The following is a 25,557-nucleotide window of genomic DNA, read 5'->3' as shown; positions in this document are numbered from 1 at the left end:
CGACGCAGCGCGCTCTTCAGGACCATGGCGCAAGGGTGCCTTCCCGAGTCGGCGCTGGTCAAGCCGGATTGCCGTCGCCGGTGGAGGCGATCAGGTCCCAGGCGCACCCGCAGTAGGGGTGGCGCAGCCACGGCCGGACCGTCGGCTCGTCGTCGCGGGTGAGGACGAGCGAGGTCGACCAGGAGGCGGGAGTGCGGCCGGCCAGATAGGCGCGGGCGTCGCGTACGGCCCAGGAGAGGGCGAGGCAGCGCAGCAGCGGGTCGCTCGGCACGTCGATGCCGACCAGCTGGCTCACCACCACGGCGCGCCGATCGTCCTCCTCGGCGAGCGTCGCGTCGACGCAGCGCAGGCAGGCGGTGACACCGGGCACGATCAGCGGTCCCACCGTCCAGGTGTCCGGACCGCTCTCGACGACGAGATGCGGCCGACCGTCGCGCACCAGGTCGTCGGCGCGCTCCCGGTCCAGCGGACCCTCGGAGAGGAGGACGACGATCTCCGGGGCGGACGGTGCCGCCGGGGCCGGGCTGACCAGCGACCTCGCCCCGGCGACCAGGGCCGGCGGCCCGTCGAAGCCGATGCGCGGTGGCGGCTCGTCCCCGTCGGCCTCGACCAGCAGACCGGCGTTGCCGAGCTGCTGCATCGCATGTCGGCCGGGCAGATGGTCGGGCTCGGTCGCCCGTCCGACGGCGAGGTCGGTCAGCAGGCGGCGTACCTCCACGCCGTCCTGCACGATCGCCCGCCGTGGCGGGTCGATGCCGATCTGGAGTCGGGTCTCATCACGACGTACGGCCACATACCCCGGCCGAATCCGGTAGCGCGTGCTCATACCGGGGAGTCTCACACCGGCCCGGGATCTGCGCACCGCCAATCGACCCTGCCTGTGGATAACCTCCGAAAACGTGGCAGCGGCGCCGCCGGAACGAGTCCGGGGACGCCGCCGCGTGGGCTCAGGATGAGCTGAGCGCTCAGGCCTTGCCGAGGATGCGGTTGAGGTTGGTGCTGCAGACAGGGCAGACGGCCTTCGCCATCTTGGTGCCCTTGTCGTTCACCCGGATCTCACCGGTTGCCTCGCGCTTCTCCTTGCACTTCACGCAGTAGAACTCGCCGCTCCAGGTCTCCGCCATGACGGCCTCCTTAGCCTTTATGTAACTGGTCGTCGCGACGGGGTTGTCAGGGAAGCCCGTCGGAAGCTCGTCATGACGAGCCGACTCGACCCTACGACACACGGCGCTCACAGCCGCAACACGGGCTGTCCGGCGAGTGTCGGCGTGTTGGCGTCATACCGGGCGATCAGAGGGTTTCGAAGGTGCATTGAAGATGCTCGGCGCCCCTGGAAAACTTGGAGGGACCCCCGGTGCCTGGATCGTCCTTCGCCTTCCCCTTGCGAAGGCCGTCCGGCGGCGCCGGGGGTCCCACTGACTCGAACTTAAAGAGGATGAGGGACCCCGTCAACGTCCCACTCCGCGATCCTTGTGGACAAGATGTGGACAACCCGGCTTTGCTTGGGGACAGGCGGTGGAAGACACGCCGGTTCCTGTGGGTAACCCGGGTGTGCGCTGGGAGAATGATGGCCTGAATACAGACTGTGACCTGGGAAAAGCATTCTCCACCGGCTGTGGAGGAGAAAATAGTTGGAGGAAGATTTGGTAGACGAGGCGTTGTCCCCCGTCGCGGCCCTGCGTCGGATCGCGTTCCTGCTCGAGCGTGGCCGCGAGGACACCTACAAGGTGAAGGCGTTCCGCACCGCGGCGGCTGCGATCCTGCCCCTCTCCGAGGAGGAGGTACGCCGCCGCGCGACCGAGGGCACGCTGACCGAGCTGAACGGGGTCGGCGCCAGCACGGCCAAGGTCATCACCCAGGCGGCGCTGGGCGAGGTCCCGCAGCGGCTGCTGGACACCGAGCGCGACCACGGCCGGGCGCTGACCACAAACGGAGCGGGGGAGAGGCTGCGCAGCAGCATCCGTGGTGACCTGCACAGTCACTCCGACTGGTCCGACGGCGGCTCGCCGATCGAGGAGATGGCCTTCACCGCGATCGAGCTCGGGCACGAGTACCTCGTGCTCACCGACCACAGCCCGCGGCTGACCGTCGCCAACGGTCTCAGCGCCGCTCGCCTGGAGCGCCAGCTCGGGGTGGTCGACGCGGTCAACGATCACCTCGCCGGTCACGGCTTCACTCTGCTGAAGGGGATCGAGGTCGACATCCTCGACGACGGCAGTCTCGACCAGACCGACGAGATGCTCGCCAAGCTCGAGCTGCGGGTGGCCAGCGTCCACTCCAAGCTCAAGATGGACAAGGACCAGATGACCCGCCGGATGGTCGCCGCCGTCTCCACGACGAGGATGAACGTGCTCGGTCACTGCACCGGTCGGCTGGTCACCGGCAACCGCGGCACCCGCCCCGGCAGCCAGTTCGACGCCCGCAAGGTCTTCGAGGCGTGCGCCGAGCACCAGGTCGCCGTCGAGATCAACTCCCGGCCGGAGCGGAGGGACCCGCCGACCAAGCTCCTCGAGCTCGCCCGCGACATCGGTTGCCTCTTCTCGATCGACTCGGACGCACATGCTCCGGGACAGCTCGACTTTCTCGTCCTGGGGTGTGAACGAGCGGAAACTGCGGGTATCGAAGAGGAACGGATCATCAACACCTGGCCTCGGGATCGACTGCTGGCCTGGGCGAACGGGTAGTTTTTCGATTCATGGACGGCCCGGAGATCGAGGTGCGGCGCAGCAAGCGCCGCCGACGCACGGTCTCCGCCTACCGCGACGGCGACCGGATCATCGTGATGATCCCGGCCGCGATGTCCCAGCGCGAGGAGGCCGAGTGGGTCGAGCAGATGGTCGCCCGCCTGGAGAAGGCCGAGCGTCGCCGCAAACCGTCCGACGACGAGCTGGTCAAGCGCGCCAAGACCCTCAGTGACCTCTACTTTGGCGGCCTGGCCGAGCCCGACTCCGTGCGCTGGGTCGACAACCAGAACAGCCGCTGGGGCTCGTGCACGCCGGGTGACCGCTCGATCCGGCTCAGCGCCCGGCTCCAGGGCATGCCCACCTGGGTCCTCGACTACGTCCTTGTCCACGAGCTCGCGCATCTCTTCGAGGCCAACCACAACGAGGCCTTCTGGGCGTGGGTCGACCGCTACCCGCAGGCCGAGCGCGCCAAGGGTTACCTGATCGGCTGGTCCGCCGCCACGAAGCTCCCGGCTCCTCCCGGCGAGGACGACGACCAGGTCGACTAGAGACGAGCCGGGGCGAGCTTGATCAGCTCGATGAGGTCGTCCTCGGGGTCGGGGATCGCGTCGACCGGCCACCAGCGTACGTCCAGGGACTCCTCGCTCACCTCCGGGACCGCGCCCGCGGGCGCGATCGCCAAGAAGCGTACGTCGAGGTGGTGGACGTCTCCGGACGGTGCGCAGAACGGCACCGCGTGCTCCGAGAGCTGCACCGGGCCGGGCAGCGGCGCCAGGTCGGGGACGCCCGACTCCTCACGCAGCTCGCGCGCGGCAGCCGCCCACAGGGTCTCGTCGCCCGGCTCCAGATGACCGCCGAACTGGAACCAGCGACGGGCCTTGCGGTGGTGGGTCAGCAGCACCGCGGAGCCGTCCTCGGACAGGACGAGGCACGAAGCCGTCAGATGGTCGGGGACGCAGGACTTGAAGACGCCGCTGGGCTCCGCCTCGAGGTGGGCGACATAGCGCTGTCGCAGAGCCTCTTGCGGAGCCGACGGCGCCTGCCACGCTCGCAGGGTCGCGAGCGCGTCAGCGTGCAGGCTCACTCCTCGGCCGAACCTTCCGACCCGCCGTCCTCGCCACCGAGCAGCTTCTTGAGCTCGGCGTCGAAGTCGATCGAGTCGACGTCGGGAGCCTCGGCGCCCTCACGGAAGCCGAGCGGGTCGTCGAGGTCGGCCGAGGTCGGCAGCAGCGCAGGAGACATCCAGACGCCGTCACGGGCCTCGATGCCCTGCCGGGTGCGCAGCGAGCCCCAGAGCGCGGCCGCGTCCCGCAGCCGGCGGGGCCGCAGCTCGAGGCCGACCAGGGTCGCGAAGGTCTGCTCGGCCGGACCGCCGGCGGCGCGCCGGCGGCGTACGGACTCCTGCAGCTGCGCCGCGACGGGCATCTTGTCGGCGGTGGCGAGGGCGACGACCTCGTCGACCCAGCCCTCGACCAGGGCCAGCGCGATCTCAAGCCGCTCCAGCGCAGCCTTCTGCGCAGGCGACTCGGGCACCTCGAACATGCCCTCCTCGAACATGTTCTGCAGCTGCGTGGGGTCCTGCATGGCGGAGAGGTCGAGGCCGCGCATCTGCTCCTCGATGCGCTGCTGCATGGCTTCCATGTTGAGCTCGACGCCGCGGGCGTAGTCGGTGACCGCCGAGACGACGTGGTCACGCAGCCACGGGACGCCCGCGAACAGCCGCTGGTGAGCGGCCTCGCGAAGGGCGAGGAAGAGCAGCACGTCGTCGGTGCTGACGCCGAGCCCCTCGGCGAACGGCTCGACGTTGACCGGCAGCAGCGCCGCCTGGCCCGGCTCGGCGAGCGGGATGCCGATGTCGGAGACGGAGATGACCTCGTTGGCGAGATGGCCGAGGCCGGTGCCGGCCTGGTTCGCGTACAACGCGCCCATCGCCTTGCCGACGAACCCGATCATCGGGCCCATCTGCGCACGCATCTCCTCGGGGAGCTGGCCGCTCATCGCGGACGCGGTCGAGGCCGCGACCGGCTCGATCAGCGGCTTCCAGGCGTCCAGCGTGTTGACCAGCCACTCGGCCTTGGACCAAGCGGTGGCGGACTTCACGCCGGAGGCGAAGGAGGTGGTCTCCTCCAACCAGTGGTCGGCCAGCTGGATCGCGTCGGCGACGGCGTCCTTCTGTCGCTGGGAGGGCGTCGGGTCGGGGGAGGACGCTGCGACCTTGCGGGCGAGGTCCATGGCAACGTCCCAGTTCAGCGGGCCGTCGTAGGGCTGTAGCAGCGACTGGATCTGACCGAAGATCTGGCTCAGGTCAGGCATGCCGCCGGGGCCTCCGCCGACGCCGCCGATGGGAAAACCACCGAAGAACGCCTCGAAGGGCGTGCCCTTGAAGGGGTTCTCCGGCTCCTCCGGCTCGTCGGGGCCACCTGGGGTCTGACTCATGTCTCCAGCCTACGCGGTTACGGAAGCCCTCCGTGTGCAAGCACTGGCACTAGGCTGTTCCCATGGCTGAACCGAAGAATGGCGCCGTCAAGCTCCTCGACATCCGGGAGACGCCTCTCGATGTCACCGAGGTGATGGACGCCCTCGACGACGACGCCTCCGGTGGCGTGACCCTCTTCGTCGGGCGCGTACGCGACCACGACGGGGGCAAGGGCGTGACCGGCCTCGACTACCAGGCCCATCCGACCGCCCTCGCGCGGCTGGCGGAGGTCGCCGAGAAGGTTGCCGCCGACCACGGCGTCGCAGGCGTCGCCGCCGTCCACCGCACCGGCCATCTCGACATCGGCGACATCGCGGTCATCGTCGCCACCGCCTCGGGCCACCGCGGCGAGGCCTTCGCCGCCTCCCGCGACCTCATCGACACCCTCAAGGCAGAGGTGCCGATCTGGAAGCACCAGGTCTTCACCGACGGCACCGACGAGTGGGTCGGCGCGCCGTGATGCACGCAGTTGCGGCCGCCAAATAAACTGCCGACGTGGACATCCTGCTCTGGCTCGTGCCCTCCGCGGTCATCACCGTTCTGGCGATGGCCTGGGTCGCGTTCCTCGGGCGTGAGGGTCGCGTGGAGGACCGTGAGGAAGTCGTACGCCGCCTCGGGATCGCCCTGGAGAAGGAGAAGACCCGCGAGCGCTCGAGAAGGTACGCTGCCCCGCAGCCGCCGCCCGACAGGTCGACCGGGGTCGCCGTGCGTGTCAACCGTGACGCCTCCTGACCGGAGCCCGAGCTTGTCGAGACCCGCCCCCGCTCGCCTGTTGGACCCGAATGAGAAGGTGTCGCTATGACACAGCGCACCCTGGCCGGTCTCGTCGCCCTGCCGCTCGTGGTCGCCCTGATCGTGGTCGCCTGGGTGGTGCCGCTGCCCTTCACGATCTACAGCCCCGGGCCGACGGTCAACGTCCTGGGCCAGTTCGACGGCAAGGACATCGTCCAGGTCGAGGGTCACAAGGTCTATCGCAACGGCAAGCAGGCCCAGCTGCGGATGACCACGGTCTCCGAAACCACCCGTGAGGCGCGGCTCGGGCTGTGGACCCTGCTGGGCGCCTGGATGAGCGACACCGAGGCGGTCTACCCGCGCGAGGTCGCCTACCCCGACCAGGGCACCGTCGAGGACGACCGCGCGGCCGGGCAGGTGCAGATGGCCAGCGCCCAGGACGCGGCGATCGCGGCCGCGCTGACCAAGCTCGGCGAGGACGTCGACGAGGTCTCGGTCGCCGAGGTCACCAAGGACGCGCCGGCCACGGGCAAGCTGAAGGCCGACGACGTCGTCACCAAGGTCGGCGACACCCCGGTCGACACCCCGCAGGAGGTCGTCGACGAGGTGCAGAAGGCGAAGCCCGGCGAGACGATCCAGCTGACCGTCGAGCGCAAGGGCAAGACGCTCACCGAGTCCATCAAGACCGGTGAGAAGGACGGCAAGGCCTTCATCGGCGTCTCGCTCGGCGCGACCTACGACTTCCCCTACGACATCAAGATCACCCTCGATCCGGCCATCGGCGGTCCGAGCGCCGGGCTGATGATGGCGCTCTCGGTCTACGACACCCTCACCGAGGGCCCGCTGACCGGCAACAAGAAGATCGCCGGCACCGGCACCATCGACGGCTCCGGCAACGTCGGCCCGATCGGCGGCATCCAGCAGAAGATCCCGGGCGCCGCCGCCGACGGCGCCCAGCTCTTCCTGGTGCCCGCCGGCAACTGCCAAGACGTCGAGGGTGCCGAGAACGGCGACATGCGACTGACCCGTGTGGAGACTCTCGACGATGCCATCAAGGCGATCGAGACCTGGACCAAGGACCCCGATGCCAAGCTGCCGACCTGTGGGAGCACCAAGTGAACGACAGCCCTGAGCCCGAGCTCTCCCGAGGTCTCGACCTGGAGACCGACCCCGCGCTGGCCGCGGCCGTCCTCGAGATCGAGGCCCACGTCGCGAGCGAGGGGTGGGACGGCCCGGCGCGGCTCTTCGCCCTGGTCGACACCGCCGCGCTGGTCGAGGCCGAGCCCGCGCTCGCCACGATGATGGGGCTCGACGCCCCTGACCAGGACGGGTCGCTGACCCCGATCGAGCAGGACCAGGTGCCGGTGACGACCCAGCTGGAGGAGGTCCTCCAGACCACGGCCTGGCCCGAAGGGGTCACCGGCTGTGCCGCGGTCGTCGAGCGCCTGGTGCTGCCGCCGGACGCCGACGGCAAGATCCCCGAGGACGCCGAGGCGGCCGCGGAGTTCGCCAAGGCGCACCCCGACCGTCAGGAGGTACGCATCGTGGCCGGCGCGACACGTGCTGGTGCGACGTACTGTGCTCTGCGGTTGAAGGCCCACGACGACGACCAGTCGGTCATCGGCGGGGTCGACCTGGTCCCCGAGCTCCTCGAGCTGCTGCGGATCACCCTGGACGAGAACCCGGAGGGCGACGAATGAGCCTCTTCGACGACGACGACCCGGCGCAGGCGCCGGCGCGCACCCAGAGCACCGGCCGCAACCGCTGGCTGGCGATCGCGGCCGTCTCGGTCATCGTGCTCTTCTTCGGCATCAGCGCCTTCGCGTCGATCTACACCGACGCGCTGTGGTACGACGCGGTCGACTTCAGCAGCGTCTTCGGCACGGTCTTCTGGACCCGCACGGCGCTCTTCGTCATCTTCTTCGTGCTGATGGCGGTCCTGATCGGGCTGCCCGCGGCGCTCGCCTACCGCACCCGGCCCTACTTCCACCCGGCCGACGACATCGGCGGCCTGGACCGCTATCGCGACGCGATCGCGCCGATCCGCACCTGGCTGCTGATCGGCATCGCCGGCGTCTCCGGGATCTTCGCCGGCTTCTCCGGATCGAGCCAGTGGCGTTCCTACCTGATGTGGCGCCATGGCCGTGACTTCGACAAGTCCGACCCGTTCTTCGGCAAGGACATCGGCTTCTACATCTTCGACCTGCCGTGGTGGCACTACCTGGTCAACTTCGCGCTGACCGGGCTGATCCTCGGCACCATCGGCGCGATCGTCGTGCACTACGTCTATGGCGGGATCCGGCTCACCGCGCGGCGTGACCGGTTCACCCGCTCGGCGCAGATCCAGCTCAGCGCCATGCTCGGGCTGATCCTGCTGATCAAGGGACTCGACTACTGGGTCGACCGCTACGACCTCGTCAACGGCTCCGGTCCGCGTCTCGACGGGATGACCTACACCGACGAGCACGCCGTGCTGCCGGCCAACCAGATCCTGCTCGCGATCGCGGTGATCTGCGGTGCGCTCTTCATCCTCAACATGTGGCGGCGCTCGTGGCAGCTGCCCTCGGTCGCGATCTCGCTGTTCGCGATCTCGGTGCTGCTGATCGGGATGATCTGGCCCGCCATCGTGCAGGGCTTCCAGGTCCGGCCGAGCGAGCAGGACAAGGAGAAGCCCTACCTGGCGGCCAACATCAAGGCCACCCAGGACGCCTACGGCATCTCCGAGGACGACCTCGAGGTGACCGAGTACAAGTCGCAGGCCGACGCCAGCGCGACCTCGCCCGACCAGCTCGACGCCTCGGCCTCTTCGCTGCCGATCGTCGACCCGGCGGTCGTCCACCGCGAGTTCGAGCAGGTCCAGCAGGGCCGCTCCTACTACTCGGTGCACGAGCCCCTCGACATCTCCACCTACGAGGTCGGCGGCAAGGAGCGGGCGGTCGTGCTCGGCGTACGCGAGCTCAACCAGGCCGGCATCTCCGACTCCGACCGCACCTGGACCAACCTGCACACGGTCTACACCCACTCCAACGGCGTGATCGCCTCGTACGCCAACATGCGCGGCGCCGACGACAAGTCGGAGTCCAACCAGATGCAGTGGGCCGAAGGTGACCGCACCGGTCAGCACGACCTGACCTCGGGCAAGGGCGAGTTCCAGGACAAGGTCTACTTCGGCGAGGACTCCCCGGAGTACTCGATCGTCGGCAAGGCCGGCAAGAGCGCCGCGGTCGAGCTCGACTACAACTCCGAGGACGGCGAGACCAGGACGACGTACGAAGGGGCCGGCGGCGTCCCGATCGGCTCCAACTTCCGCCAGCTGATGTACGCCATCCAGTTCGGCTCCACCAACTTCCTGCTCTCCTCGCGGGTCAACGAGAACTCCGAGATCCTCTACGACCGCACCCCGAAGGAGCGGGTGCAGAAGGTCGCGCCGTGGCTGACGCTCGACGACGACGTCTACCCGGTCGTCGTGGGCGGGCGGATCCAGTGGGTGGTCGACGGCTACACCACCACCGACCGCTACCCGCAGGCCGCGCGCGACTCGTTCGCCTCGATGACCGACGACGCCACCCAGACCTCGGCCGGGCCGCAGACGCTGCCCACCGACGAGATCAACTACATGCGCAACGCGGTGAAGGCGACCGTGGACGCCTACGACGGCACGGTCACGCTCTACGAGTGGGACGAGGAGGACCCGATCCTGCAGACGTGGGAGGCGGCCTTCCCGGGCACCGTGATGCCGAAGTCGTCGATCCCGAAGGAGCTGATGGAGCACCTTCGCTACCCCGAGGACCTCTACAAGGTGCAGCGCTACCAGCTGGCGCGCTACCACGTCTCCGACCCGGACGTCTTCTTCTCCGGCAACGAGCGCTGGGCCGTCCCCGAGGACCCGAACGACGACAACCACCAGCAGACGCCCTACCGGATGTTCCTCGATGACGGCACCGGCACCGCGCGCTGGTCGCTGACCTCGGCCTTCGTGCCCTACAACCGCCCCAACCTGGCGGCCATGATGTCGGTCGACTCCGACGCGACCTCGGACAACTACGGGAAGATCCGGATCACCACCGGCTTCCCCGACGACACCCAGGGTCCGGGCATGGTCTCCAACGAGTTCCGCACCGACAAGGCCATCGCCGACGAGGTCGCCTCGTTCAACCGGTCCGGTTCGGCGCCCGTGTGGGGCCAGGTCGTGACGTACCCGACGGCGAAGAACGGCATCCTCTACGTCGAGCCGATCTACGCCCGCCGGGCCACCGCCTCGACCTCGGGCTACGCCCAGCTGGCCTTCGTGCTGGTCTCCTACGACGGCAGAGTGGGTTACGGCACCACCCTGAGCGAGGCCCTCGAGGTCGCGCTCACCGGCGCCACCCCCTCGAGCCCGACCCCGGACGACGAGGAGGAGGGGTCGGCCGAGACCGACCCACCCGCCTCCGGCGACTCACCGGGCGAGGTCGGCCAGCTCCTCGAGGACGCCCGCACGCTCTTCGCCGACGCGGACAAGGCCGGCAAGTCCGGCGACTACGCCGAGCGCGAGCGCCTCATCGCCGAGGCCCAGGAGAAGGTCGACCAGGCCGCCAAGCTCATCTCCGGCGGCTGACCCCACCACCAGAGGCCGAGCTTGTCGAAACCCGAGCCGTCGGAGGTCGAGCTTGTCGAGACCTCGCGCCACCGGTGGTCGAGCTTGTCGAGACCCCCACTCCCTCGTACATCCCCCACGCTCCGGCCCGTGGGGAGACTCCCTGCGGGTGGGGGAACCAAGGGGGAGGACCTCCTCGATTTGGGTTCCTCCCACCCCGCGAGTAATGTTCTTCTTGCGACGCGGGGTGGAGCAGCTCGGTAGCTCGCTGGGCTCATAACCCAGAGGTCACAGGTTCAAATCCTGTCCCCGCTACTCCAAAGAAGAAGCCCGGACCATCAGGTCCGGGCTTCTTTGATTTCCGGGGCGCCCGGCGGCGGCCAGCGCCACAGCGATCCGCCCCTCGGCCGTCCCGAAACTTGGTTTCCTGTCTCGGCAAGGTATGGTTTACACAGCGACGCGGGGTGGAGCAGCTCGGTAGCTCGCTGGGCTCATAACCCAGAGGTCACAGGTTCAAATCCTGTCCCCGCTACTCCAAGACGAAGGCCCGGACCTGATGGTCCGGGCCTTCGTGATTTCCAGGAGGTCTGACCGTTGGCGAACATCGATCGCTTGTTCGCGGTGCACGCCTCTCGGTGGTGACAAGGTGTCCTTATGACAGTGGTGGCTGCATACCGCCAAGCGCGACGTGAGGAAGAGGTAGCGCGGCTTCGTCGTGTTCTTGCCCTGCGCGCGATGGTGGCCACTGGGGTGAGCCAGCGAGAGATCGCCGAGGAGCTCGGGGTGAGTCAGCCCGCCGTCAGCCAACAGCTGAAGGCGTCGCAGGACTTGGCTTCCATCCACCCGGAATCGCTGATCGAGGCTGCCGGGCCGGTTCTCAAGAGCGTGGCGGACGAGGCGGGATACAGTCGACTGGCGGTTTTCGGGTCGGTCGCTCGTGGAGAGGCGAGGTTCGACTCCGACATCGACCTGCTCGTCGAGGCTCCCGCGGGCACCTCGTCTTTCGGGTTCGTCCGGTTCAAGCGGGTGCTCGAGCAGGTGCTCGACCGCAAGGTCGATCTCGTCGAGTACGGCGGGTTGAAACCCGAATTGGACGATGACATCCGTCGGGACGCGGTGTTGCTCTGATGGATGTCGAAGAGGCTGCGAACCGGCTCTCACGGCTCGGGGTTCTCGCCCCTGAAGGCGCGGAGTGGGCAGTGGCAGTAGCCAATCGGAACTTCCTCATCCACCAGTACGACGAGATCAACCGTGAGCTCACCTGGCTGACGCTCGCTGTCGACCTGCCTGAGTGGCGGGCGTCGTTGCAGAGGCTCGTCGAGGGCGCGGAAGCGAAGCTGCAGTCGGAGGCGTGAGCGGACTGCTGGCGATGCGAGGTGTTGGCACCTAGGTTGTGCGGCGTCCGTCATGTATCCCTACCCGAAAGGACCCGCGAAGCCATGAACACCGATGAGCCAGTCCCAGCGCCCGAGGCGGGCGTACGGACGAGCGTCGACGGGGCGGTGGCGACGGTGCTGCTGGATCGTCCCGAAGTGCGCAACGCGCAGAATCCGGCGATGTGGGCGGCGATCGCGGACTTCCTGGAGTCGCTGACCGACGAGGTGCGGGTCGTGGTGGTGCGGGGTGCTGGGGGCACCTTCTCGGCGGGGCTGGACCTTGCGCTGGTGGACCCGCGGGAGGCGAACACCCCGGGCAGCCTGGTCGAGACGCTGGCGCGCAGCGACGAGGAGGTCATCGACCTGATCGGGGAGTACCAGCGGCCGTTCGTCGCGCTGGCGGACCCGCGGTTCATCTCGATCGCGGTGGTCGAGGGGTACGCGATCGGCGCGGGGTTCCAGATGGCGCTGGGATGCGACCTGCGGATCATGGCCGAGGACGCCTGGGTCTGCATGAAGGAGCCGGCGTTGGGGTTGGTCCCCGACCTGGCCGGCACGAAGCCGTTGGTCGCGGCGGTCGGTTACGCCCGGGCGCTCGAGATCTGTGCCACCGCGCGCAAGGTGGGCGCGCACGAGGCCGAGAGGATCGGCCTCGCGCAGAGTGTCGTGCCGGCGGCCGACCTGGACTCCACGCTCGAGGGTCTGGTCGGGTCGCTCACCGCCCACGACGCGACCGCGGTGCGGCGTACGCACGAGCTGTTGGCGGGCGCGAGCGCGCGCAGCCTCGATGAGCAGAGGCTCGCCGAACGGACCGCCCAGGTCGGGCAGCTCCGCGCGGTGCTGCGCGGCTGAGCGCTGTCTTCTCGGCCCTGAAAGGCGCCATCGTCACGACGATCGGCGTTCGTCTGAGGGCCTTTGCGTGGGGCACGAGGCTCATCAGGTGAGACAGCTGACAGCACTTGACGGGCACTTCATGGACTTGACGGGTGTTCCAGTGCCCGTCAAGTCCAGGGATACCCGGTCGACCGGGTATCCCACAGGCGTACCTCAGCCGACGGCGTAGACCGTCACATCAACCTCCTCGCGGTCACCTCGGCGGTGTCGCGGTCTAGCTTTTCTCGCGGGCGGGCTCAGCGGCGATCTCTACGAATCAACCGACTAACGCGTCTCGGCCGACTCGATCAGAAGACGACCGAGGGCCTCGACATGCGTGCGGAGCTCCTCGGGCTCGACGACGACGAACGGGCAGGCCAGCCCGGCGAGGAGCGACGGCACCCAGTCGAGAGACTCGGCGTGGATCGTGATGGTGACCCAGTCCGGTTCGGCAGGCTCGACGAGGGCGACGGTGGCCGGGAGACGGTCGCTGGCGTGGGCGAGAGTCGTACGTGCCCGCACCACCACTCGATGGGCGCGTGGTGTGGTCGCGACCCCGGTCACGAAGTGTGCGAGGGCGTCGAAGTCCTCCGGCTCCTCGAAGGTCTGCTCGAGGCGGCGCGGCAGGACCATCCGGTCGACCCGGAAGGTGCGGAGCTCTCCTCGACCCTGGTCGAGACCGGAGACGAGCCAACGGCCGCGGTGGGCGAGGATGCCGTAGGGCGCGAGGATGCGGGCGCTGTCGCGCCCGTCTGCGGCTCGGTAGGCGAACGAGACGAGGCGGTTGTCGCGGGCGGCTTCGGCCAGCAGCACCAGGGTGCTGGCCTCGGCGGCGACTGGCTCCCGGATCTCCGTGGACAGCTGCAGCGACGCCTGGAGCGCCTCGAGTCTCTTCGACGTGGCCTGCGGGAGCACCCGCCGGATCTTCGTCTCCGCCGCGGTCGGGGCGGTGTCGCCGCTCAACCCGGAGCGGCGGAGCAGCGCCAACCCCAGCAGCACCGCGATGGCCTCGTCGTCGGTGAGCATCAGCGGCGGCAGTCGGTATCCCGGCGCCAGCCGGTAGCCGCCGTAGCGACCGCGCACCGCCTCGACGGGTACGTCCAGCTCGAGGAGATGCTCGACGTAGCGCCGCACGGTGCGCTCGTCGACCTCGAGCCGCGTGGCGAGGTCGCGGAGCCGGTGGAGGCCGCCGGACTGGAGGATCTCGAGCAGCTGCAGGACCCGCGCCGTGGGTTTCGCCATGATCCAGAACCTATACCGGGCGGAGACTGCCCACTTTCTGCGAGACGCTCACAGCATGACGACATTCATCAGCACCCGGATCATCACCGACGACATCGAGACGCTCGTGACCTTCTACGAGCACGTCACCGGCGTGCGGGCGAACTGGGGCACGGAGGACTTCGCCGAGATCCGGACCGGGACAGCCACGCTCGCGATCGGCAGCAGGCGTACGGTCCCTCTCTTCGGAGAGGGAAGCGCCGAGCCGGCGCACAACCGCACCGCGATCCTCGAGTTCCTGGTCGACGACGTCGACGGGGAGTGGACACGTCTCCGGGACGGGCTCGACGACGTCGTCACCGAACCCACCACGATGCCGTGGGGCAACCGGGCGCTGCTCTCCCGTGACCCCGACGGGAACCTCGTCAACCTGTTCACCCCGGTCACGCCGGCGGCGCGCGAGAAGTTCGGCGTGGCCCTCTAGAGCGGAGGAGAAATGATGTTGCGAGCGGTCGATAGCATCCTCGCCATGACAGAGGTCGCGGGAACGGTGTCGCGTGGCGGCGCGCGGATGCACGATCCACGCGTGTGGGGGACCACGATCGGAGCGGTCGGCGCGACGGTGTTCGTCCACGCCAACCGCGGTCTCCTCGACGGGGCCTGGCCGACCGTGGCCGCGGTCGCGTGGGTGCTGGCCCTCGCTGCGTACGTCTGGACCGTCTTCGTGGTCCCGCGACGCTTCGCGGCGCCCGAGCCGGTGGGGCCGCTGGCCGGGCTGGTCTACCTCGGCGGCATCGTGTTCATGCTGGTCGGCATCTTCCTCGGCCGGAAGCTCCTGGCGGCCCAGGGACTCGAGGGCGCGGAGGGGGCGGTGATCGCCTTCTTCGTCGGGGCTCACTTCCTGCCGTACGCCCGGGCCTTCCACGCTCCGCTGTTCACCACGATCGGCGTGACCCTGATGGCGATCGGCGCGGCCGGCGTCGTCCTCGCGGCGGTCTGGTCGGTGACGGCGGGAGCAGCGGCCGCGGTGGTTGCGGGGCTCGCCATGCTGGCGATCATCTCGGCAGACGCCTGGCGTACGCGGGCAGCCGTCGCGCAGCGCGAGTCGGCTGCAGCCTAGGGGCGAGACGTCAGCGCGCCTGCCAGCGCGTCGAGGGCGCCGGGGACGATCGAGAAGTAGGCCCATCGACCTCGCTGCTCCCGGGCGACCAGGCCGGCGTCGACCAGCAGCTTCATGTGATGGGAGACCGTCGGCTGGGTCAGCCCGACCGGTTCGGTGAGGTCGCAGACGCATGCTTCCTGATCGTCGGCGGCCGCGATGATCGAGAGCAGCTTGACCCGGTTGGGGTCGCCGAGCGCCTTGAACGTCCGCGCCAGCGCCTCGGCCTGCTCGTCTTCGAGGACGCCGCCGGTGACCGGCGAGCAGCACGCACCGGCGGCGGACGGCAGCACGGGAAGAAGGGTCATGAGGCAGAGCATACCAATTACATTGACGATCGTCGATATGTCGCCTAGGGTCCCCCGACATATCGACGTTCTTGAATCTGAGGAGCATCATGACTGACCTTCCTGTCGCCATCATCGGCGCCGGCCCGCAGGGCCTCGCGGCTGCCGCCCACCTTCTCGAGCGAGGCCTGACCCCGCTGGTGCTCGAGCAGGGGAAGGAACCTGCCGCGGCTGTCGCCGAGTGGGGCCACGTCCGACTCTTTTCGGCGTGGCCGGAGCTCGTGGACAAGGCGGCCGCGCGACTGCTCGAGCCGACCGGCTGGCAGGCTCCGACGAACGGCTACCCCACCGGAGCAGAGTGGCGCGAGCACTATCTCGTGCCCCTGGCCGCCGCGATCGAGGACCACGTCCGTTATGGCACCACGGTCACCGGCGTCTCCCGCAGGGGCCGGGACCGTCTGGTCGATGCGGGCCGGGGCGAGCAGCCTTTCACCCTCCATGTTCGCAACGCCGACGGCACCGAGGAGCGTCTCGTGGCGCGTGCCGTGATCGACGCCTCCGGCACCTGGCGCAGGCCCAACCCGGCCGGCGCCGATGGCCTCCCCGCCCTGGGAGAGCGCGCCGCGCAGGCCGCGGGCACGCTCGACCATGCGGTCCCTGACCGAGCCGAGCCCGCAGCGTACGCCGGCCGGCACACGCTCGTGATCGGTGCCGGCGACTCCGCGTTCAACGCCGTCAACGAGCTCGCCGCCATCGCCGACGACCATCCGGGCACGAAGATCACCTGGGCGATCCGCCGCTCGATCTCGTCGAACACGTTCGGTGGCGGCGAGGCCGACGAGCTCCCGGAGCGAGGGGCCCTCGGCGTACGTGCGAAGAAGGCCGTGCAGGACGGCACCGTCGAGCTGGTCACCGGCTTCCGCACCGTCGCGATCGATGGTGGGACGGTCACGGCCGAGGACGGCCGCGCGATCGAGGCCGACCACGTCGTCGTACTGACCGGATATCGCCCCGACCTCGGTTTCCTGAGCGAGATGCGACTCGACCTCGATCCGACCCTGGAGGCCCCGCGCGACATCGCGGTGCAGATCGACCCCAACATCCACTCCTGCGGATCCGTCAGCGCCACCGGCGCCAAGGACCTCGCCCAGCCCGAGCCCGACCTCTACCTGGTCGGGATGAAGTCCTACGGCCGGGCGCCGACCTTCCTGGCGATGACCGGCTACGAGCAGGTACGCAGCGTGGTGGCCGAGCTCGCCGGCGATCATGACGCGGCGGCCCGGGTGGAGCTGGAGCTCCCGGACACCGGGGTGTGCGGCGGCGCGGGTGACTTCGACGACCCGGAGAGCATCAAGGGTGGCGGCTGCTGCGGAACGACCGCGCCGAGCGAGGAGCTGTTCACGATCACCAGGTCGCCGATCACGCTGTCCTGAACGCACGACCTGCGGTCGGGTCGCGGCTGCCGCATATCTGGGCGCTGCGGCGGTACCTTTGTGAAGGTGACCGTGATGCACGCCATCCAGGTGCTGGCCGCCGAGGACCCGGCCGGCCTGCTGGCCGCCCGCCAGCAGATGGCGCTCTCGCTGGGGTGGCACATCATCCTGGCGGCGTTCGGTGTCGCCTGGCCGGCGATGATCCTGGTGATGCACTGGCGCGGCGTCTACCGCAACGACGACGTCGCGCTGAACCTGGCGAAGCGGTGGGCCAAGGTGGCGGCGGTGCTGTTCGCCATCGGTGCCGTGTCCGGCACCGTGCTCAGCTTCGAGATGGGGCTGCTCTGGCCAGGCTTGATGGGACCGTACGGCGACGTCCTCGGCCTGCCGTTCGCGTTCGAGGGCCTCTCCTTCTTCGTGGAGGCGATCTTCCTCGGTCTCTACCTCTACGGCTGGGGCCGGATGCCACCGAAGCGCCACCTGCTGATGCTGGTGCCGATGGCGCTGGCCGGCATCGTCGGCAGCTACTGCGTCATCGCGGTCAACGCCTGGATGAACATCCCGGTCGGCTTCCGCATCGAGGACGGCCAGGTCGTCGACGTGCAGCCGTGGGCGGTGCTCTTCAACCCCGCCGCGGTCCTGCAGTTCGCGCACATGTGGGTCGCCGCCTACATGGTGGTGGGCTTCATCGTGGCAGGCGTGTACGCAGCCGGCATGCTCCGCGGCCGACGCGACCGCCACCACCGGCTGGGCTTCACCGTCCCCTTCGTCTTCGCCACCGTCGGCGCGCTGGTGCAGCCCTTCATCGGCCACATCCTCGGCCTGCGCATCGCCGAGGTGCAGCCGGCCAAGCTGGCCGCCTTCGAGCTGGCCCTGGAGACCGAGAAGCCCTCACCGCTGCGGCTCGGCGGGCTGCTCATCGACGGCGAGGTCCGCTACGCGATCGACATCCCCAGACTGGGCTCGCTCATCGCCCGCAACTCCTTCACCGAGCCCGTCCAGGGCCTGGAGACCATCCCGGTCGCCGACCGGCCACCGATCAACATCACCCATCTGGCCTTCCAGTCGATGGTCGGCATCGGCACCCTCCTCTTCCTCGCGGTGCTCCTCTTCTGGTTCGCGCGCTGGCGCCGCCGCGACCTGCTCGACAACCGCTGGGCGCTGCGCGCAGCGGTCGCCGCGGGGCCGCTCGCGGTCATCGCCATGGAGGCGGGCTGGATCGCGACCGAGGTCGGCCGTCAACCGTGGGTCGTCTACGACTACCTGCGCACCCCCGACGCGGCCAGCGACAACCCGCAGATCTGGATCCTGCTGATGGCCACCTTCGTCCTCTACACCGGCCTCACCATCGGCGCGGTGGTCGTGCTGCGCTCGATGGCGCGACGATGGCGCGCCGGCGAGGAGGACCTGCCCAGCCCCTACGGTCCGCAGGACCAGGGCTCGGTGACCACCTCATGACGCTCGAGGTGGCCGTCGCCGCGGCCCTGTTCATCGGGATCGTGGTGTACGCACTGTTCGGCGGAGCCGACTTCGGCTCCGGCTTCTACGACCTGACCGCCGGCAGCGCCCGCCGTGGCGCGGAGCTGCGCACCCTGATCGACCACAGCATCGGACCGGTGTGGGAGGCCAATCACGTCTGGCTGATCTACGTGCTGGTGATGTGGTGGACCGGCTTCCCGGAGTCGTTCGCCAGCGCGATGAACACGCTGATCCTCCCGCTCCTGCTGGCGCTGCTCGGCATCGTCCTGCGCGGCGCTGCGTTCGCCTTCCGCAAGTTCGCGCCCACCATCGGCCAGGCGGCGCTCTACGGCGCGATCTTCGCCGGCTCGTCGCTGATCACGCCGTTCTTCCTCGGCACGGTCGCCGGCGCCATCGCCTCGGGCCGGGTGCCGGCCGAGGGCCGCGGCGACCTGTGGTCGTCCTGGCTCAACCCGACCTCGATCTTCGGCGGCATCATCGCGGTGGGCACCTGCGCGTTCCTCGCCGGCGTGTTCCTCACCGCCGACGCCGACCGCACGTACCGCCCCGGGCTCGCCACGTCCCTACGGATCCGTACGCTCGGGGTCGGCGCCTTCACCGGCGTGATGGTCTTCGCCGCGCTGATCCCGATCATGCGCGACGCGCCCACGCTGGCCGACGGGCTGACCGGCCGGGCCGCCCCGCTGATCGTCGTCTCCGGGCTGACCGGAGCGGCGACGCTCGTGCTCGTCGCGATCCGCAGATACCGCCCGGCGCGGGTGACGGCGGTCGTCGCGGTGGCCTCGGTGATCAGCGGCTGGGGGATCGGGCAGTACCCCTGGATGCTCGTCGACGAGGTCACCATCGCCGACGCGGCCGGTGCGGATGCGACCCTGGTCGGCCTGCTCGTCGTGGTCGCGCTCGCCGGCCTGCTGGTGCTGCCGCCGCTGGTCTACCTCTTCCGGTTCACCCAGACGGAGGAGCCGGCGTCTCACTGACCAGAGGTCGGCCACCAGGTGCCGGCGTGGTCGAGCGCGGGCTTGCGCAGCGCGACGACGAGCTGCTCGAAGAGGGCCAGGGCGTCCGGGGCGCTCCAGTCCGGGGCGAGCACCTCGCGCGGCAGACCCGGGTCGCGGAACGGCAGCTTGCGCCACTGGTCGACCACGCCGAGGTAGGTGGTGAACGCCTCCGACCCGGTGAGCGGCTGCTGCTCCACGCGGCCGGCGAGCGCGGCGTACTCCTCGACGAAGTCGCGGTAGCTCCCGTCGATGGCGGCCAGGTCCCAGCTGTTGTAGAGCAGCTCGGTGAGGTCCTGGGTGCCCTGGTAGTCGCCGACGAAGATCGAGGCGTACGCGTCCAGGTCGAGCTCGCGCACGGCGCGCTCGGCGGGCTCGCGCATCCGCGCGGGCGCGATCCACAGCGCCGTGCCGATGTTGCCGAAGCCGAGGTGGGAGAGGTGGGCGCGCAGCTGGTGGCGCTTGGCGCGCATCGACTCCGGCACCCCGAAGTGCACGATGCACCAGCCGTCGGCGAGATCGGCCGGCTTGCGGGCATGCCAGATCACCTCGTCACCGGCCGCGAGCGTGTCGAGGGCGGTGCGGGTGAGGGCATACCCGCGAGAGCCGTCGCGGGTCTCCGAGGTGAGCCAGCCGTTCTGCTTGAGCCGGTGGATGGCGGTGCGTACGCCGGGGGCGTCGAGCCCGAACTGGGTGAGCAGGTCGATCGTGCCGGCGATCGGCATCCAGTCGCCCAGCGGGCGGACGACCGCACCGAGGAACGTCACGACCGTGGTGCGTGAGGTCCGCGCCGGTGCTTTGGCCGAGTTCGTGTTCGATTGTCTGCTCACATCTCGAATTGTGCCGGACGTCAGGGCCTCCAGCGCAGGTGCACCTGGTCGGCCTCGCCCTCCCGCAGCAGCTGGAGCCGCGGCGGGATCTTGTCGGTACGCGACGTCGGCGGCTTGCGCCGGCCGGCCTCCCACTGGACGGGCCAGGCGGCACCGGCTCCGCGGTAGTCCTGCTCGGCCGCCGCGTGCAGCGTCCAGCTCGGGTCGTAGAGGTGGGTGCGGCCGAGCGCGCAGATGTCGGCACGGCCGGCGAGCAGGATCGAGTTGACGTCGTCGTAGGACGAGATGGCGCCGACCGCGATGACCTTCGCGCCCGCCGGGCCCGCGACCCGGTGACGGATCTTGTCGGCGAACGGGGTCTGGTAGGAGCGGCCGAAGGCCGGCTTCTCGTCCTTGCTGATCTGGCCCGAGGAGACGTCGATGGCGGCCGCCCCGTGCTCGATGAACGCCCGGGCGATCTCGACCGCGTCCTCGTCGGTGTTGCCGTCCGGCATCCAGTCGGTCGCCGAGATCCGCACGGTGACCGGGATGTGGGCGGGCACCTCGGCACGTACGGCGTCGAAGACCTCGAGCGGGAACCGCAGCCGGTTGGCCAGCGGTCCGCCGTACTCGTCGGTGCGGTGGTTGGAGACGGGGGAGAGGAACGAGCTGAGCAGGTAGCCGTGGGCGGCGTGGATCTCGATCAGGTCGAAGCCCGCCTCGACCGCGCGGCGTGCGGCCGCGACGAAGTCGGCCTTCGCCTGATCGAGGTCGGCGGGGGTGGCCTCGCGAGGCACGTGGCAACCGGCGCCGTAGGGGAGGGGCGACGGAGCGATGACCTCCCAGTTGCCGTCCTCGAGCGGCTCGTCGATGCCCTCCCACATCAGCTTCGTGGAGCCCTTCCGGCCGGAGTGGCCGATCTGCATGCCGATCTTGGCGGTGGAGCGGTCGTGGACGAACTCCGTCACCCGACGCCAGCGGTCGCGCTGCTCGTCGGTCCAGATGCCCGGGCAGCCCGGGGTGATCCGGCCCTCAGGGGAGACGCAGGTCATCTCCGTCATCACCAGGCCGGCGCCGCCGAGCGCCTTCGAGCCGAGGTGGACCAGATGGAACTCGTCGGGCAGGCCGTCGGTGGCGGAGTACATGTCCATCGGCGAGAGCATGACCCGGTTCTTCAGCTCCAGCTCGCCGATGCGTACCGGCTGGAACATCGCCGGTGCGGCCTCGGCCGAGCCCTGGTGGCGGGCGAACTCGGTCTCCATCAGCGAAGCGAACTCGCGGTCGCGCTCCTTGAGGTTCTCGAAGGTGATCCGGCGCGAGCGGGTCAGCAGGTTGAAGACGAACTGCGCAGGGTCCTGTCCGGCGTACATGTCGATGTTCTCGAACCACTCCAGCGACGCCTGCGCCGCACGCTGGGTCGACTCGACCACCGGCTTCCGCTCGGTCTGGTACGCCTCGAGCGCCTCCTCGAGCGAGGCGTGCTCGTGCAGGCAGGCGGTGAGCGCGAGCGCGTCCTCCATGGCCAGCTTGGTGCCGGAGCCGATCGAGAAGTGGGCGGTGTGGGCGGCGTCGCCGAGGAGCACCACGTTGCCGTCGTACCAGCGCTCGTTGCGGACCGTGTGGAAGTTGAGCCACTTGGAGTTGTTGGTCAGGATCGCGTGGTCGCCGAGCTCGTCGGCGAAGATCTCCGCCACCCGCTCGACCGCGTAGTCGTCGGAGACTCCCGGCGGGAACTGGTCACCCCCGGTGCGGTCCAGCCCGGCGCGGCGCCAGACGTCCTCGTGCATCTCGACGATGAAGGTCGAGCCCTTGTCGGAGAAGGGGTAGCCGTGGATCTGCATCGTCCCCCACTCCGTCTGCTTGACGAAGAACTGGAACGCCTCGAAGACCAGGTCGGTGCCGAACCAGATGTACTTGTTCCGTCGCCGGTCCAGGCTCGGGCCGAAGCGGTCGGCGTACTTGGTGCGGACGGCGGAGTTGAGCCCGTCGGCGGCCAGCACCAGGTCGTACGTCGCGCGCAGCTCGTCCGGGTCGGGCGCCTCGGTGCGGTAGTGGGTGCTCACGCCCAGCTCGGCGACCCGCTCCTGCATGATCTGCAGCAGTTCCTTGCGGGACATCGCCGCGAAGCCCTGGCCGCCGACGGTGTAGGAGGAGCTGTTGCCGTCCTTGTCGGAGATGGCCACGTCGATGTCGGTCCAGCGCGCGAAACGCGACTCCATGCGGTCGTGGATGACCTGGTCGGCGCCCTCGATGCTGCCGAGGGTCTCGTCCGAGAAGACCACCCCGAAGCCGAAGGTGTCGTCGGGAGCGTTGCGCTCCCAGATGGTGATCTCGTGGCTCGGGTCGAGGGCCTTCATCAGTGTGGCGAAGTAGAGGCCACCCGGGCCGCCGCCGACGATCGCGATCTTCATGGTCGGTTCTCCGATTCGATGATCTGGCGCAGCTTGAAGTGCTGCAGCTTGCCGCTGGTGTTGCGCGGCAGAGAGGCGACGAAACGTACGTCGCGGGGATACTTGTAGGGCGCCAGCCGCTCCTTCACGTGCTGCTGGAGCTCGGCGATCTTCGCCTCGTCGGCGGTCACGCCCTCGGCCAGCACGACGAAGGCACACACGATCGAGCCACGGTCGGGATCCGGCTCGCCGACGACGCCGACCTCGACGACGTCGGGGTGGGTGCCCAGCGCCTCCTCGACCTCCGGGCCGCCGATGTTGTAGCCCGAGGAGACGATCATGTTGTCGGTGCGCGAGCGGTACCAGAAGTAGCCGTCCTCGTCGCGTACGAAGGTGTCGCCGGTGACGTTCCAGCCGTTCACGATGTAGCCGCGCTGGCGCTCGTCGTCGAGGTAGCGGCAGCCCACCGGCCCGATGACGGCGAGACGTCCCTCGACACCGGCGCCGACCTCGTTGCCCTCGGCGTCGAGGATCGTGGCGCGGTAGCCCGGCACCGGCTTGCCCGTGGCGCCGGGACGGATCTCGTCGCCGGCCGCGGAGATGAAGATGTGCAGCATCTCGGTGGCCCCGATGCCGTCGATGACCCGCAGACCGAGCTCCCGCTCGAGCTCCTCCCAGGTCGCCTGCGGCATGTGCTCGCCCGCGGTGACGGCGACGCGCAGCCCCTTGAGCCTGCCGACGGCCCCGGCCTTCAGGATCTGCTTGTACGCCGTCGGCGCGGTCGCGAGCGCCGTGACGCCGTGCTCGGCGATCAGGTCGGCGAGCTGGGCCGGCGAGGCGGCCTCGGTGAGCAGGGCGCAGGCCCCGGCCCGGAGGGTGAAGACGACGAGCATGCCGAGGCCGAAGGTGAAGGCGAACGGCGCCGTGCAGGCCACCACGTCGTCGGCCTCGAGCTTCAGCGTCTGGCGGCCGAAGGTGTTGTCGATCGAGAGGATGTCGCGGTGGAAGTGGGTGGTGATCTTCGGGACCCCGGTCGTGCCCGAGGTCGGTCCGAAGAGCGCGATGTCGTCGGCGGCGGTGTCGACCGCGGCGAAGTCACCGGGCTTGTCCTGGATCCTGCGGGACAGGTCGTCCTCGGCGTCGCCGCCGTACGCGACGATCTGGAGGTCGGGGGCGACCTGAGCCTTGACCGCCTGAATGTCGTCGACGAACCGGTGGTCGACCAGCGCGACGGTGGGCCGGGTCTTCTCCACGACCGGGCAGAGCTCGGTCGCGCGGAGCGCGGCCATGGTGGTCACCACGATGCCGCCGGCCTTCAGCACGCCGAGCCAGGCCGCGACCGTCCACGGGTTGTTGGGGGAGCGCAGCAGCACCCGGTTGCCACTGACGAGTCCGAGGTCCTCGACCAGCAGCCGGGCGATCTGGTTGGCGCGGGTGAGCAGCTCGCCGTAGGTCCAGACGGTGCCGTCGGGAGTGCGGAGCGCGGGGCGGTCGGGGCCGTGCTTCGCCACGGTCGCGTCGAGCAGCTCGCTCGCCGCGTTGAGCCGCTCGGGGTAGTCCAGCAGCGGCGTGGTGAACTCCAGCGTCGGCCACTGGTCCGCAGGCGGCAGGTGGTCGCGGGCGAAGGTGTCGGCGTGTCCGGTCGGGCTGAGCTCGGTCGGGCTGGTCATGACGCTGCTCCTGTCGCGCGGATCATGCCTTCTTGGACGACGGTCGCCACGTGCTGACCGTCGGTGGTGAAGAACCGCCCGAGACCGGTGCCGCGGCCGTCCTCGACCGAGACCGCCTCCTGCGCGTAGAGCAGCCAGCCGTCCATCGCGACGGGGCGGTGGAACCACATCGCGTGGTCGAGGCTGGCGGTGACCAGTCCTTCGTCGGCCCAGGCCAGACCGAGCACCCGCAGGGCCGGCTCGAGGATCGTGTAGTCGCAGACGTAGGCGAGCGCGGCCGTGTCGCGCTGAGCCTCGGTCAGTCCCTCGACCGGGCGGAGCGCGTCGTACGGCTTCACCCAGATCGCCTGGTGAGCGGTCTTCTCGCCCTCGACGCTCAGGTAGACCGGGCCGGGGACGTGGCGCATGTCGAAGCTGCGGCCACCGGACCAGTACGTCTTGGAGGTCTCGGTCATGGTGCCGCCGGTGCGGTCGGCGAGGTAGTCGGCCGAGGACGGCAGGTCCTCCGGTGCGGGCAGGCCGGCGGGCATGGCGGCCCGGAAGCTGCCGCCGGCCTCGCCGGCGGCGAAGCTGGCCATGCAGACGTAGACGGGCTTGCCGTTCTGGAACCCGCGGACCTGTCGGGTGCTGTAGCCGCGGCCGTCGCGCAGCACCTCGACCTCGTAGCGGACCTCGGCGCCGATGTCGACGGGGCGCATGAAGTAGGAGTGCATGGAGTGCATCTGTTTGCCGCCTGGGCCGGATGACGGGACGGTCCGGGTGGCTGCGACGAGAGCCTGGGCGACCATGTCGCCGCCGTAGGCCTTCGGCCACGGGCACGGCTGGGTGGTCGCGGTGAACGCGGCGTCGAAGACCTCGGGCTCGGTGGGTTTGAGGGTGACGGCGTCGGTGAAGATCTGCGAGGTCGCGCTCATGGCCGGCTCACCCAGTCCCTCAGGTCCGTGTCGTCGACCTGGGGGAGGTTGACGACGATGTTCTCCGGGGTGCGGGTGGTCATCCAGGTCAGCGGGTTGTTGCGGTCGAGGTTGCACTCGACGTGCGGCATGAACGGCGGCACGAAGACCCAGTCGCCCTCGGACATGTCGATGTAGTCCTCGAACTTCTCGCCGAAGTAGATCCGGGCGCGGCCGGACAGCACGTAGCCGCCGGTCTCGGCCTCACCGTGGTGGTGGGGGACGGAGCGGTAGCCGGCGAGGTTGTGCACCTTGCCGAACCACAGCTTGGTCGCAGGCGTGTGCTGCACGCTCACGCCGCTGATCCGGGTCGCGCCCTCGCTCTGCCCGGTCAGGTCGGGCTCGAAGCCGGCGCGGGTCACGACCGGGACGACGAGACCGCTCTCGGAGGCGTACGCGGTGTTGTCGCCCTCGAGCACGTAGTTGTCGGTGTTGGGGTCCATG

The 25,557-nt window shown here is 69.5% G+C and carries 26 protein-coding genes and 2 tRNA genes; 17 read left to right on the top strand and 11 right to left on the bottom strand.

The features are described from left to right. Positions 1 to 58: 58 nt before the first annotated feature. Both IEY81_RS19215 and IEY81_RS19210 read right to left on the bottom strand, forming a co-directional pair. Positions 59 to 826, bottom strand: coding sequence for a hypothetical protein (locus IEY81_RS19215; RefSeq protein WP_189120100.1), 768 nt, complete (start codon positions 824 to 826; stop codon positions 59 to 61). A 139-nt stretch (positions 827 to 965) separates the two neighbouring features. After that, positions 966 to 1,124, bottom strand: a complete 159-nt coding sequence (locus IEY81_RS19210; RefSeq protein ID WP_091051197.1) for a DUF5679 domain-containing protein — start codon at positions 1,122 to 1,124, stop codon at positions 966 to 968. A 507-nt stretch (positions 1,125 to 1,631) separates the two neighbouring features. On the opposite strand from IEY81_RS19210, the gene IEY81_RS19205 reads away from it, so the two are divergent. Next, entirely contained in the window at positions 1,632 to 2,684 is a 1,053-nt protein-coding gene (locus IEY81_RS19205; RefSeq protein ID WP_229788001.1) for a PHP domain-containing protein, read from the top strand. 11 nt (positions 2,685 to 2,695) lie between these two features. Beyond that, a complete protein-coding gene (locus tag IEY81_RS19200; protein ID WP_189120099.1) occupies positions 2,696 to 3,232 on the top strand; it encodes a M48 family metallopeptidase in 537 nt (178 codons plus the stop codon). On the opposite strand, the gene IEY81_RS19195 is transcribed toward IEY81_RS19200, so the two are convergent. Both IEY81_RS19195 and IEY81_RS19190 read right to left on the bottom strand, forming a co-directional pair. After that, positions 3,229 to 3,768, bottom strand: a complete 540-nt coding sequence (locus IEY81_RS19195; RefSeq protein ID WP_189120098.1) for an NUDIX hydrolase — start codon at positions 3,766 to 3,768, stop codon at positions 3,229 to 3,231. The two genes, IEY81_RS19200 and IEY81_RS19195, sit on opposite strands and share 4 nt — an antisense overlap. Beyond that, positions 3,765 to 5,120 carry a zinc-dependent metalloprotease gene (locus IEY81_RS19190; RefSeq protein WP_189120097.1) on the bottom strand — a complete coding sequence of 452 codons (1,356 nt, stop codon included), beginning with the start codon at positions 5,118 to 5,120 and terminating at the stop codon, positions 3,765 to 3,767. The genes IEY81_RS19195 and IEY81_RS19190 overlap by 4 nt, the downstream gene beginning before the upstream one ends. Positions 5,121 to 5,182: 62 nt before the next feature. On the opposite strand from IEY81_RS19190, the gene IEY81_RS19185 reads away from it, so the two are divergent. From IEY81_RS19185 to IEY81_RS19140, 10 genes are all read left to right on the top strand, one after another. After that, positions 5,183 to 5,620, top strand: a complete 438-nt coding sequence (locus tag IEY81_RS19185; RefSeq protein ID WP_189120096.1) for a molybdenum cofactor biosynthesis protein MoaE — start codon at positions 5,183 to 5,185, stop codon at positions 5,618 to 5,620. A gap of 35 nt (positions 5,621 to 5,655) precedes the next feature. Beyond that, positions 5,656 to 5,892, top strand: a complete 237-nt coding sequence (locus tag IEY81_RS19180) for a hypothetical protein (RefSeq protein ID WP_189120095.1) — start codon at positions 5,656 to 5,658, stop codon at positions 5,890 to 5,892. Between the two features lie 66 nt (positions 5,893 to 5,958). After that, positions 5,959 to 7,011: a YlbL family protein gene (locus IEY81_RS19175; RefSeq protein WP_189120094.1), complete on the top strand. Its 1,053-nt coding sequence runs from the start codon at positions 5,959 to 5,961 to the stop codon at positions 7,009 to 7,011. Continuing rightward, a complete protein-coding gene (locus tag IEY81_RS19170; RefSeq protein ID WP_189120093.1) occupies positions 7,008 to 7,592 on the top strand; it encodes a PPA1309 family protein in 585 nt (194 codons plus the stop codon). The genes IEY81_RS19175 and IEY81_RS19170 overlap by 4 nt, the downstream gene beginning before the upstream one ends. Beyond that, entirely contained in the window at positions 7,589 to 10,489 is a 2,901-nt protein-coding gene (locus IEY81_RS19165; protein WP_189120092.1) for a UPF0182 family membrane protein, read from the top strand. The genes IEY81_RS19170 and IEY81_RS19165 overlap by 4 nt, the downstream gene beginning before the upstream one ends. A gap of 220 nt (positions 10,490 to 10,709) precedes the next feature. Then, a tRNA-Met gene (locus IEY81_RS19160) sits at positions 10,710 to 10,783 on the top strand. A gap of 143 nt (positions 10,784 to 10,926) precedes the next feature. Further along, positions 10,927 to 11,000, top strand: a tRNA-Met gene (locus tag IEY81_RS19155). 122 nt (positions 11,001 to 11,122) lie between these two features. Continuing rightward, complete coding sequence (locus IEY81_RS19150) at positions 11,123 to 11,596, top strand: nucleotidyltransferase domain-containing protein (protein WP_189120091.1); 474 nt, start codon at positions 11,123 to 11,125, stop codon at positions 11,594 to 11,596. Then, positions 11,596 to 11,823, top strand: coding sequence for a HepT-like ribonuclease domain-containing protein (locus IEY81_RS19145; protein WP_189120090.1), 228 nt, complete (start codon positions 11,596 to 11,598; stop codon positions 11,821 to 11,823). The genes IEY81_RS19150 and IEY81_RS19145 overlap by 1 nt, the downstream gene beginning before the upstream one ends. 84 nt (positions 11,824 to 11,907) lie before the next feature. Next, positions 11,908 to 12,696 (top strand): enoyl-CoA hydratase/isomerase family protein, encoded by a 789-nt coding sequence (locus IEY81_RS19140; protein WP_189120089.1) that lies wholly within the window; start codon positions 11,908 to 11,910, stop codon positions 12,694 to 12,696. Positions 12,697 to 13,002: 306 nt separating this feature from the next. Here the strand turns inward: IEY81_RS19140 and IEY81_RS19135 are convergent, their stop codons facing one another. After that, positions 13,003 to 13,959 (bottom strand): helix-turn-helix transcriptional regulator, encoded by a 957-nt coding sequence (locus IEY81_RS19135; RefSeq protein WP_189120088.1) that lies wholly within the window; start codon positions 13,957 to 13,959, stop codon positions 13,003 to 13,005. A gap of 55 nt (positions 13,960 to 14,014) precedes the next feature. Between IEY81_RS19135 and IEY81_RS19130 the strand changes: the two genes are divergently transcribed. Both IEY81_RS19130 and IEY81_RS24315 read left to right on the top strand, forming a co-directional pair. After that, on the top strand, positions 14,015 to 14,422 hold the full coding sequence (locus IEY81_RS19130) for a VOC family protein (RefSeq protein ID WP_189120087.1): 408 nt from the start codon (positions 14,015 to 14,017) through the stop codon (positions 14,420 to 14,422). Positions 14,423 to 14,467: 45 nt separating this feature from the next. Further along, the gene (locus IEY81_RS24315; RefSeq protein WP_229788000.1) at positions 14,468 to 15,058 is read left to right on the top strand and encodes a hypothetical protein; all 591 of its coding nucleotides are present in this window, start codon (positions 14,468 to 14,470) and stop codon (positions 15,056 to 15,058) included. Here IEY81_RS24315 and IEY81_RS19120 read toward each other — a convergent pair. Then, a complete protein-coding gene (locus tag IEY81_RS19120) occupies positions 15,055 to 15,405 on the bottom strand; it encodes an ArsR/SmtB family transcription factor (protein ID WP_189120086.1) in 351 nt (116 codons plus the stop codon). The two genes, IEY81_RS24315 and IEY81_RS19120, sit on opposite strands and share 4 nt — an antisense overlap. Positions 15,406 to 15,494: 89 nt before the next feature. Between IEY81_RS19120 and IEY81_RS19115 the strand changes: the two genes are divergently transcribed. From IEY81_RS19115 to IEY81_RS19105, 3 genes are all read left to right on the top strand, one after another. After that, positions 15,495 to 16,817 carry an NAD(P)-binding domain-containing protein gene (locus IEY81_RS19115; RefSeq protein ID WP_189120085.1) on the top strand — a complete coding sequence of 441 codons (1,323 nt, stop codon included), beginning with the start codon at positions 15,495 to 15,497 and terminating at the stop codon, positions 16,815 to 16,817. A 75-nt stretch (positions 16,818 to 16,892) separates the two neighbouring features. Beyond that, positions 16,893 to 18,275: a cytochrome ubiquinol oxidase subunit I gene (locus tag IEY81_RS19110; RefSeq protein ID WP_189120133.1), complete on the top strand. Its 1,383-nt coding sequence runs from the start codon at positions 16,893 to 16,895 to the stop codon at positions 18,273 to 18,275. Continuing rightward, positions 18,272 to 19,273 carry a cytochrome d ubiquinol oxidase subunit II gene (locus IEY81_RS19105; RefSeq protein ID WP_189120084.1) on the top strand — a complete coding sequence of 334 codons (1,002 nt, stop codon included), beginning with the start codon at positions 18,272 to 18,274 and terminating at the stop codon, positions 19,271 to 19,273. The genes IEY81_RS19110 and IEY81_RS19105 overlap by 4 nt, the downstream gene beginning before the upstream one ends. On the opposite strand, the gene IEY81_RS19100 is transcribed toward IEY81_RS19105, so the two are convergent. Genes IEY81_RS19100 through IEY81_RS19080 form a run of 5 tightly spaced genes read right to left on the bottom strand, consistent with a single transcriptional unit; the run spans position 19,267 to position 25,556 of the window. Then, complete coding sequence (locus tag IEY81_RS19100) at positions 19,267 to 20,121, bottom strand: PaaX family transcriptional regulator (RefSeq protein ID WP_229787999.1); 855 nt, start codon at positions 20,119 to 20,121, stop codon at positions 19,267 to 19,269. The genes IEY81_RS19105 and IEY81_RS19100 overlap by 7 nt on opposite strands. A 20-nt stretch (positions 20,122 to 20,141) precedes the next feature. Continuing rightward, complete coding sequence (locus IEY81_RS19095) at positions 20,142 to 22,511, bottom strand: bifunctional salicylyl-CoA 5-hydroxylase/oxidoreductase (RefSeq protein WP_189120083.1); 2,370 nt, start codon at positions 22,509 to 22,511, stop codon at positions 20,142 to 20,144. Then, a complete protein-coding gene (locus tag IEY81_RS19090; protein ID WP_189120082.1) occupies positions 22,508 to 24,160 on the bottom strand; it encodes an AMP-binding protein in 1,653 nt (550 codons plus the stop codon). The genes IEY81_RS19095 and IEY81_RS19090 overlap by 4 nt, the downstream gene beginning before the upstream one ends. Continuing rightward, positions 24,157 to 25,074, bottom strand: a complete 918-nt coding sequence (locus IEY81_RS19085) for an acyl-CoA thioesterase (protein ID WP_189120081.1) — start codon at positions 25,072 to 25,074, stop codon at positions 24,157 to 24,159. Before IEY81_RS19085 ends, IEY81_RS19090 begins: the two co-directional genes overlap by 4 nt. Beyond that, positions 25,071 to 25,556 (bottom strand): cupin domain-containing protein, encoded by a 486-nt coding sequence (locus tag IEY81_RS19080; protein WP_189120080.1) that lies wholly within the window; start codon positions 25,554 to 25,556, stop codon positions 25,071 to 25,073. The genes IEY81_RS19085 and IEY81_RS19080 overlap by 4 nt, the downstream gene beginning before the upstream one ends. Position 25,557 lies beyond the last annotated feature (1 nt).

It is taken from the genome of Nocardioides luteus (genome assembly GCF_014648595.1).
Lineage (GTDB): Bacteria > Actinomycetota > Actinomycetes > Propionibacteriales > Nocardioidaceae > Nocardioides > Nocardioides luteus.
The sequence above is the reverse complement of the archived record's forward strand: the minus strand, read 5'-3'. Positions and strand labels throughout refer to the sequence as shown.

Coding starts and splice junctions, on each gene's coding strand:
- IEY81_RS19185 (WP_189120096.1), top strand. CDS start 5,183: ATGGCTGAACCGAAGAATGGCGCCGTCAAGCTCCTCGACATCCGGGAG.
- IEY81_RS19175 (WP_189120094.1), top strand. CDS start 5,959: ATGACACAGCGCACCCTGGCCGGTCTCGTCGCCCTGCCGCTCGTGGTC.
- IEY81_RS19165 (WP_189120092.1), top strand. CDS start 7,589: ATGAGCCTCTTCGACGACGACGACCCGGCGCAGGCGCCGGCGCGCACC.
- IEY81_RS19080 (WP_189120080.1), bottom strand. CDS start 25,556: ATGGACCCCAACACCGACAACTACGTGCTCGAGGGCGACAACACCGCG.
- IEY81_RS19105 (WP_189120084.1), top strand. CDS start 18,272: ATGACGCTCGAGGTGGCCGTCGCCGCGGCCCTGTTCATCGGGATCGTG.
- IEY81_RS19090 (WP_189120082.1), bottom strand. CDS start 24,160: ATGACCAGCCCGACCGAGCTCAGCCCGACCGGACACGCCGACACCTTC.
- IEY81_RS19150 (WP_189120091.1), top strand. CDS start 11,123: ATGACAGTGGTGGCTGCATACCGCCAAGCGCGACGTGAGGAAGAGGTA.
- IEY81_RS19115 (WP_189120085.1), top strand. CDS start 15,495: ATGACTGACCTTCCTGTCGCCATCATCGGCGCCGGCCCGCAGGGCCTC.
- IEY81_RS19130 (WP_189120087.1), top strand. CDS start 14,015: ATGACGACATTCATCAGCACCCGGATCATCACCGACGACATCGAGACG.
- IEY81_RS19110 (WP_189120133.1), top strand. CDS start 16,893: ATGCACGCCATCCAGGTGCTGGCCGCCGAGGACCCGGCCGGCCTGCTG.
- IEY81_RS24315 (WP_229788000.1), top strand. CDS start 14,468: ATGACAGAGGTCGCGGGAACGGTGTCGCGTGGCGGCGCGCGGATGCAC.
- IEY81_RS19120 (WP_189120086.1), bottom strand. CDS start 15,405: ATGACCCTTCTTCCCGTGCTGCCGTCCGCCGCCGGTGCGTGCTGCTCG.
- IEY81_RS19095 (WP_189120083.1), bottom strand. CDS start 22,511: ATGAAGATCGCGATCGTCGGCGGCGGCCCGGGTGGCCTCTACTTCGCC.
- IEY81_RS19200 (WP_189120099.1), top strand. CDS start 2,696: ATGGACGGCCCGGAGATCGAGGTGCGGCGCAGCAAGCGCCGCCGACGC.
- IEY81_RS19135 (WP_189120088.1), bottom strand. CDS start 13,959: ATGGCGAAACCCACGGCGCGGGTCCTGCAGCTGCTCGAGATCCTCCAG.
- IEY81_RS19085 (WP_189120081.1), bottom strand. CDS start 25,074: ATGAGCGCGACCTCGCAGATCTTCACCGACGCCGTCACCCTCAAACCC.
- IEY81_RS19215 (WP_189120100.1), bottom strand. CDS start 826: ATGAGCACGCGCTACCGGATTCGGCCGGGGTATGTGGCCGTACGTCGT.
- IEY81_RS19210 (WP_091051197.1), bottom strand. CDS start 1,124: ATGGCGGAGACCTGGAGCGGCGAGTTCTACTGCGTGAAGTGCAAGGAG.
- IEY81_RS19145 (WP_189120090.1), top strand. CDS start 11,596: ATGGATGTCGAAGAGGCTGCGAACCGGCTCTCACGGCTCGGGGTTCTC.
- IEY81_RS19190 (WP_189120097.1), bottom strand. CDS start 5,120: ATGAGTCAGACCCCAGGTGGCCCCGACGAGCCGGAGGAGCCGGAGAAC.
- IEY81_RS19140 (WP_189120089.1), top strand. CDS start 11,908: ATGAACACCGATGAGCCAGTCCCAGCGCCCGAGGCGGGCGTACGGACG.